The 7,124-nt window shown below is 42.9% G+C and carries 8 protein-coding genes; 2 read left to right on the forward strand and 6 right to left on the reverse strand.

Features of this window, described 5'->3' with window-relative positions; all coding sequences use genetic code 11:
* Positions 1 to 101 precede the first annotated feature (101 nt).
* Together ACPK8D_RS15320 and ACPK8D_RS15325 are read right to left on the reverse strand one after the other, a co-directional pair.
* Positions 102 to 842, reverse strand: a complete 741-nt coding sequence (locus tag ACPK8D_RS15320; protein WP_424718719.1) for an MBL fold metallo-hydrolase — start codon at positions 840 to 842, stop codon at positions 102 to 104.
* Positions 843 to 844: 2 nt separating this feature from the next.
* Positions 845 to 2,125, reverse strand: a complete 1,281-nt coding sequence (locus tag ACPK8D_RS15325) for an ATP-binding protein (protein ID WP_424718720.1) — start codon at positions 2,123 to 2,125, stop codon at positions 845 to 847.
* 481 nt (positions 2,126 to 2,606) lie between these two features.
* Between ACPK8D_RS15325 and purC the strand changes: the two genes are divergently transcribed.
* Positions 2,607 to 3,320, forward strand: a complete 714-nt coding sequence (gene purC / locus ACPK8D_RS15330; RefSeq protein WP_424718721.1) for a phosphoribosylaminoimidazolesuccinocarboxamide synthase — start codon at positions 2,607 to 2,609, stop codon at positions 3,318 to 3,320.
* A gap of 187 nt (positions 3,321 to 3,507) precedes the next feature.
* On the opposite strand, the gene ACPK8D_RS15335 is transcribed toward purC, so the two are convergent.
* The 3 genes from ACPK8D_RS15335 to yciH form a co-directional block, all read right to left on the reverse strand.
* Entirely contained in the window at positions 3,508 to 4,737 is a 1,230-nt protein-coding gene (locus ACPK8D_RS15335) for an Nre family DNA repair protein (RefSeq protein ID WP_424718722.1), read from the reverse strand.
* Positions 4,734 to 5,099, reverse strand: coding sequence for a transcriptional regulator (locus ACPK8D_RS15340; protein ID WP_424718723.1), 366 nt, complete (start codon positions 5,097 to 5,099; stop codon positions 4,734 to 4,736). The genes ACPK8D_RS15335 and ACPK8D_RS15340 overlap by 4 nt, the downstream gene beginning before the upstream one ends.
* A gap of 216 nt (positions 5,100 to 5,315) precedes the next feature.
* Complete coding sequence (gene yciH / locus ACPK8D_RS15345) at positions 5,316 to 5,624, reverse strand: stress response translation initiation inhibitor YciH (protein ID WP_011023951.1); 309 nt, start codon at positions 5,622 to 5,624, stop codon at positions 5,316 to 5,318.
* Positions 5,625 to 6,183: 559 nt separating this feature from the next.
* On the opposite strand from yciH, the gene ACPK8D_RS15350 reads away from it, so the two are divergent.
* Positions 6,184 to 6,432: a transcriptional regulator gene (locus ACPK8D_RS15350; protein WP_424718724.1), complete on the forward strand. Its 249-nt coding sequence runs from the start codon at positions 6,184 to 6,186 to the stop codon at positions 6,430 to 6,432.
* Between the two features lie 364 nt (positions 6,433 to 6,796).
* Here the strand turns inward: ACPK8D_RS15350 and ACPK8D_RS15355 are convergent, their stop codons facing one another.
* Entirely contained in the window at positions 6,797 to 6,967 is a 171-nt protein-coding gene (locus ACPK8D_RS15355; RefSeq protein ID WP_424718725.1) for a hypothetical protein, read from the reverse strand.
* Positions 6,968 to 7,124: the final 157 nt, after the last annotated feature.

The following is a 7,124-nucleotide window of genomic DNA, read 5'->3' on the forward strand; positions in this document are numbered from 1 at the left end:
ATATATAGAGCTAACATCAGGAAGTAAAAAGGTCGTGTTAAAGAAAGGTTCTGGACCAATTTAAGCAGAATTTTGGAAAGGGTTAAATATTTAAAAATTTTTTAGAGCTCAAAAACCTGTCCGTCATATCCAAGGGGCAAAAATAACGCTTCAATATGGTGAGGGCGAAACAGATGACTGAGATGGGTCAAAACTACTTCTTTTGCATTGAGCTGCTCTGCAAGGGCCATAGCCTCTTCTGAATTCATGTGCTTTTTGATGTGGATATGGGGAGGGACTATAGCATCGGCAATAAGAAGGTCAGGATTTCCCATAAGCTCCAGGCTGGTTTCGGGAATTTTGGAGTTCGTATCTCCAGTAACCACTACTTTTTTATTGCCTTCACAAATTATAACCCCTGCAGGAACCTCCACAGGAGGGTGATTGACCTTGAAGAGAGTAAACTGCAGCCCGATTAGCTCGAATGGCTCATAGAGCTTTACATAATGATACCTGGGCTTAAGAAAGGAGACGTACTGGTCGATGTATTCGAGAGTTTCGCGAACTCCATAGACGTTAACCTTATTCTGGACCCTGTAGAACTCTCCGAATCCGGCGTAATGATCATAGTGCCCATGCGTCCAGATCACTCCGTCTACACAGGAAAGGTTTTGCTTGAGAAACTGCTGTCTGAGGTCGGGGCTGGTGTCAATAAGGATTTTACCCTGGTCAGCCTCTACAAGAATGGAAGAACGAAGACGCTGGCTCTTCCCACCTTTTCTGGCGTCTTCACAGGCAGGACAATTACATCCGATTTTAGGAGTTCCGACAGCATCGCCGGTCCCAAGAAGTGTCAACTTCATCTTTATTTCTTCCTTTCGTACTCTTCGGATTTGAGACCAGCCCGTTCATCAAAAGATATAACCGCTTCCAGCAGGTCCTGCTGGGTAAGTACTTTGCGCTCCTCGAGAAGAGCACCAAGGACAGCTTCCCTTATAACCATGCGCAGGTCCGAACCCGAATAGCCTTCGGTTAATTCCGCAATTTCCCCTGTATCGAAATCTCCTTCGATGTGCCGGGTTACAATATCCAGGATATTTTTACGCATATCGCGGTCAGGGAGAGGGAAATGAACTATCTCGTCAAAGCGCCTCCAGGCTGCACTGTCAAGCATGCGGGGGTGATTCGTCGCGGCAATAAGGAGAACCCCATGCTCCACGAGGCTGATTTCGTCTATGGCCTTAAGGAGGGTATTGACTGCCCGCTTGATGGCAGCGTTTTCGTCCGATGTCCTTGCTTTTGCTACGAAATCCAGCTCATCTATAAAAAGAATGCAGGGATTAAGTTTCTTTGCAAGCAAAAAGACTCTGTCAATATTCTTCGCAGTCTCGCCGAGATACTGGTCCGTTATCATGGAGAGCTTGACCTCAACAAACGGGATTGAAAGCTGTTCTGAGAGCGCACGGGCAACCGAAGTCTTTCCGGTCCCGGGAGGGCCAACAAACAGTAGTTTCCCTATGTCGTGCAGACCGATTTCCCGCAGGTATTCCCTGTGCTTAATTGCTTTCATTATCTTTTCGACTTCGTTCTCCTGTTCTTCAGTGAGTACAAGGTCCCGGACTTTCTGCTTTACATCTTCAGGGGCGATAATGACCACTAGTTTAAGCATCTCTTCGCTTTTGTCCTCTTTCCTGATCTCCGCTATCAGGGACTCAATCCATTCCCTGTCGACTTCCTTGGGCCTCATTTTAGCCTTTGCAAGTGCATAGTTTGCAGCCTCGACCTTTCTTATTTCTCCATAGTAATAAGCCAGAACAGGGTTGTTTTCAATCCGTTCCTGGGAGCCTTCCTGCTTTTCAAACCATTCCGCAGCAAGTTCAAAAGCACTCAGACGAAGTTCAAAATGAGACTTATCAGTATTTATGAAGGGGACGTTCCTTACGAGTTTTTCGATATCCTTAACCCCGTACAGTTTTTCAATTCGGATAAACGTAGCTGTAACGGGTTTGGGAACTGTTTTTTCTGTGCTACTCCAGTAGTTTTTCCGAATGTTTTTTGGAAGATCGTTTACATCCAGTTCTGGATAGCGGTTATAGATCTCTGCGGTCAGCAGCAGCTCTACGATATCTAATATAGTGCCTGACATGTTTTTACCTGTTGCGTGCTTGGACTAATCCACTATCAAGTGTAGGGCACTCAAATGCGGTAAGTTCTTAAATTTTTATTTAAGTTGCTAAACCTAGTAATTGATTTTCTTCGATGATAAAATTTACGTAGCAGCCGGCAGTAAAAGAAAAGACCGGGCCGAGATGATAACTTTATCTAGCAGAAGACGTTATCATCTACTCTATCTCTTTCGAGATTCAAGGCATATTTTCGGAAAAAGCCTTTGCCGTCTCCGGAAAATGTCTCACTTTCGAAAGGTAATCGTGAATTCTGGAAATAACCGAATTGTCTCCGTGAGATGCACTTGCATCTTAGAGAGAGTTTGGTCTATATAGTTAATTTCTGGAATGCCACAGCATTATCAAAACTTCTGCATTATCAGAACTAGTATATTAAAACTATCATTCCTAAGATCTCTCTATCTAAGGAAATCCAGAATTATCCCTAGAGAGGACCATTGCATGACAAGAGAACAGCTCTATTCAGGGAAAGCAAAAACTATCTATAAGACGGATGATCCTGACACCCTTATTGCCGAATTCCGAAACAGTCTGACTGCATTTAACGGAGAGAAAAAAGGGGAAATGGAAAAAAAAGGGTATTATAATGCCCAGATCTCAAAAAAACTCTTTGAGATGCTCGAAGCAGAGGGAATAAAGACTCATTTTGTCGAAATGCTCTCTGACATCGATATGCTTGTGAAGAAAGTCGATATCATAAAAATTGAAGTTATTGTCAGGAATATTGCCGCAGGCTCGGTTACAAAGAAATATCCCTTGAAAGAAGGTACTGTTTTCAAGTCCCCTGTGCTTGTTTTTGACTTTAAGAGCGACGAATACGGGGATCCCATGCTGAACGACGACATTGCTCTCGCGCTTGGGCTGGCAACACCGGAAGAACTTGCCATACTCAGGAAACTCGCTCTGAGAATCAATGAACTGCTTGTGCCCTACCTGGACGAAAAGGGTATAATACTTCCGGACTTCAAGCTGGAATTCGGAAGGAGAGACGGAGAGATTATCCTTGCAGATGAGATTTCCTGCGATACCTGCCGGTTCTGGGACAAGAACACCGGACAGTCCATGGATAAGGATGTCTTCAGGTTTGACAAAGGCGACATTTCAAAAGCTTACGAAGAAGTTGCCCGGCGTATAGTGCCGGAAATATTTGAATAAACCAGATAAAGGTTGGGAAATTCAAATAGACCCGAAAACTGGCTGAAAACTTGAATAAGCCGTGTAAAAGGCCTCAAAGTTTTCCTGCCAGGTTATTTTCCTTTTTAGATTGCAGCAGGTAATTTCTCTTTATTTACGTTGTTTCTATTTTTACACCATCTGTCTTTGCACTATTTCGTTTTTAACATCACTGCGTTTTAAAGAATAAGTCCAGAGTCGTTTGAAAACGGAAGTCTGAAAGCAGCTTTGCCTGCGGCATCCATTTGGCTTTTGGTGTATTTATCCTGCCCGAAAAATCTGAAACTGCAGCTTCGAGAGAATCGAATTTTCTAGGCGGATCTTGAAGAGCCTTTCTCATGCCTTCTCTCACGACCCAGACCCCCAGGGGAGCCCAGTAATCCGGAGTTATTTCCCGGAGCACGAAGACCGAAGCCTGCCTTTTGATTTCCGTAAGGTATTCAAGTACAGGCAGCCTTGCGGCATAATAGCCTCCAGCCAGGGGAGAATATCCTTTTTTTCCCTCGTAACCTTCACTGTCTTCCCCAACCCAGCTTGATTCTCCAGACCAGACTGTTTTTGGGAGCCAGACTTCAATAAGTTCGAAGGAATAAGCCCGTGGGAGGAGAAGGACTTCAAAATGGTTCCCGAAATGGGTCCCACTAAAAAGCTGGATCTCTGAGACCCAGGGAAAGTCCTTTATACGGTCTGCAAATTCCTTTCCTGCCATATCATCCACGGCTGTAATTGACCAGCGCGTTGGCACGATTTTTCGTGCTTTTCCGAGCAGGCCAATAGAGAGCAGGCGCGTGATATGTTCAGCCGGGATATCTCCTTTATAGAGTTCGAGGACGGCATCTTTTGCCAGGGCATCAGTGTCGTAAACCAGATAATCCACTTTTTTCGGGACGTTCGGATTTTCTGCAAGCTCAAAGTTTTTCATAAGCCCTGAAGGGCCCATAGGGGTGAGTACGGCATCGAACTTGAGTTCCTGTTTCGGGGCTTTAAAGAACCAGGCTTCGGTATCCACTGGCTTTCTGGAGAGGGCAAGTTCCTGAGCCTTTACAAGGAGAGGGTTTTCTTTGTCCCGGGCATCGTTTACGTGGAAGTTTGTGTTTGCCCTGACCATACGGGAACGCAGGGAGATAATATCTTCAATCTGCATATTTGCCCAGGCTGAAGGCTCTTCAAAAACCGAGGCTTCGCTCTCCTTTGCCAGAGGGGGAATGAGCGGGCCTGCCGAAACCCTGGGGTAACCGTAGCTTCCAACAAAAATCGCAGGTGGAGATGCCCCAAAAACCGAGTCTCCTGAGATTACAGGAGCAATCGATTGTAAGGACTTGAATTTTTCAAGGATTGGGCAACGGGGGCGCCCGCAAAGTCCTTTTCCTTTACATTTAATACACAGTGTATTATTCACTTTAAATCCAGATCCTCACATATGATACAGGGTTTAGCTTCAGGGGCATTCCTGTATAGCCAGCCGGATTTCTGGACAAAACTGCAAACCCCGCACATGCCTTTTGCCTTTTCCTGAGAGGATAGACCTCGACTTAGAAGCACTGATGCAAACTTCCGAATTTCATTCTGGGTCTCCCCGGAAAAACCAACTTCAGCCCCGCGTTTCTCACTCACGTACTGGGATACCGCAGCCCTTGAGAGTTCCAGGATGTCCGCTACATCCTGCTGCGTGCACCCATGCTCAAAAATCATTGTTCTGGAAAGCTCTGCCCGAATTGCGGGCAAGACTTTCTGTACCATAATTTCACATGTTGTTTTCATGGGAGACCGACACCGCATAAATGAAGTAAACTTTACGAGATATATTCTCTTAACAATTTATATATCCGTATATTTTTATTTTTCGAGTAGAGCATGTCTCCCTCAATATATAGAAAATGCATGCTACCGAAAATAATGCCAAAAATATATGTGATTCCGGGCCTGAATATTTATTATTATTTCTCAGGTCCGGTTATCCCTGGAGGCTGTCAGAGTTTAATTTTTAATCTGTTCAGCAGAGAAACCCTTTTCCATGAGGACTTCTTTCATGCGGGCCAGGTGATTACCCTGAAGTTCCACGGTATTTCCTTTTACCGTACCGCCGCATGCAAACTTTGATTTAAGATAAGTGGACAGTTCGTGAAGATCAATTTCACTTGCGTCGAAACCTTCTACAACGGTAACTTCTTTTCCGTATCTTCTTCTGTTAACTTTCACAGTAATTCTCTGTTGCTCTTTTGCAACCTCTTCGCAAATGCAAAGTTCTTTTGGAAGCCCGCATACTGGGCACATTCCGCTGCTCATTTGTTGGTATGTCCTCCGAATTTGTAATCATTGTATATGTAATTTACATCTGAAAATAACTGAATAGATATAAAGTACTTATCAATGAAGGTATTAAAGCCTAATGGTATTTTTCAGGCACTTTATGCTGAATTTCAGTCAATAACCGGAAATTCCCGACAACATAAAAAGCCAGCCAGAGCTTTATTATTTTTCAATTTTTTATATAATATTGTGTTCGTTTGTAGAGTCAGATTCAATAATGTGATTTTTGATTAAGAATACACACAGCAAGCGAAAAAGCTGGAGTTTTAAGAATGTTCCAGAGGTTAACGCTCCGGGAAAGAATCTAAGCCGAAAAAACTGAAAAGGCCGAAAAAGCTGAAAAAGTTGAAAAGGCTAAAAAAGCCTGAAATCCCCGCCTTTGCCGGAAAAAGCTTCTCTTACCCAGCAAGAAGTTAAATATATCTTGAATCCAATCTCTTTCTATAACCTGCTAATTGCATATATATGTACTTCTATTATATAAATATAGTAGTATAAAATTGTCGGATAACGTATCCATAATCGGGGGCCCCTGATGAATGAATTGAACGATTTAATAGGTTTTGTAAACGGAAACAGTATAAGGCAAAAAGTGCTCTCCTTACTTTCCTCAAAAGGAGAAATGGAAGGGAAAAGAGTATCAAAAACCCTGAGAGTTGCCCATCCCACCGTCGCAAAAACTCTCGAAGAACTTGAACAGAAAGAATTAATCACAAAAAAAGACGAAATATATTTCCTGACCGAATCCGGAGTAAAAGTGGAAAAAATGATCCAGCAAATTTAATCAAGAAAATCAGTTAATAAATTGTCGTAAATCAATCAGTAAAATCTATCAATAAACACTAATTATATACTTTTATTCCTTTTCTTTTTAAACACTATTTTTCACTTAGGAACCTTCCAAAAGTAATTTTAGGCCTTATCACTTCTCATATGCCTTTTTTATCCTATTGGAATTTTTGCGGAGAAGGCAGGACCGATAAAGCTAACCATAATTTGATGACTGCGGAGAATCCTGAAAATACCGAAAAGTTTTTGTCTCATAAACTAGCCCTCTTGAGCGCAAGCGTTGGGCCGCAACCGTTGCGCCGGTTGATCACGCCGTTGCCAGGGGTTTTCGATCAAACCTTTTTTGAAAAGGTTTGCGATCAAGCATTTTTGAAAAGGTTTGCATTCAAGCTTTTTTGAAAAGGCTTGTGGCTTGTGAAAAGACTTGCGTAAAGGTAATCGAGTTTTACAGAGAGGGAGGGAGCGAAAAGCCCACTATAGATGTGACAACCGCAGAAAATATGGGAAACACCGAAAAAGTTCTGTCCCATAAATCAGCTCTCTTGAGCTCACTTCAGTATCTTTATTTATGAGCTCATCCCAAAACTCAAAATTGGATCTCTAAATCTCGAATTTTGAACTATCAATAGGGTTTCCTCATGGAAAATAATTCTGAAACTTTCATTAATTTAGGAAAAACCTGGTTTT

This window comes from Methanosarcina sp. (assembly GCF_049706645.1).
Lineage (GTDB): Archaea > Halobacteriota > Methanosarcinia > Methanosarcinales > Methanosarcinaceae > Methanosarcina.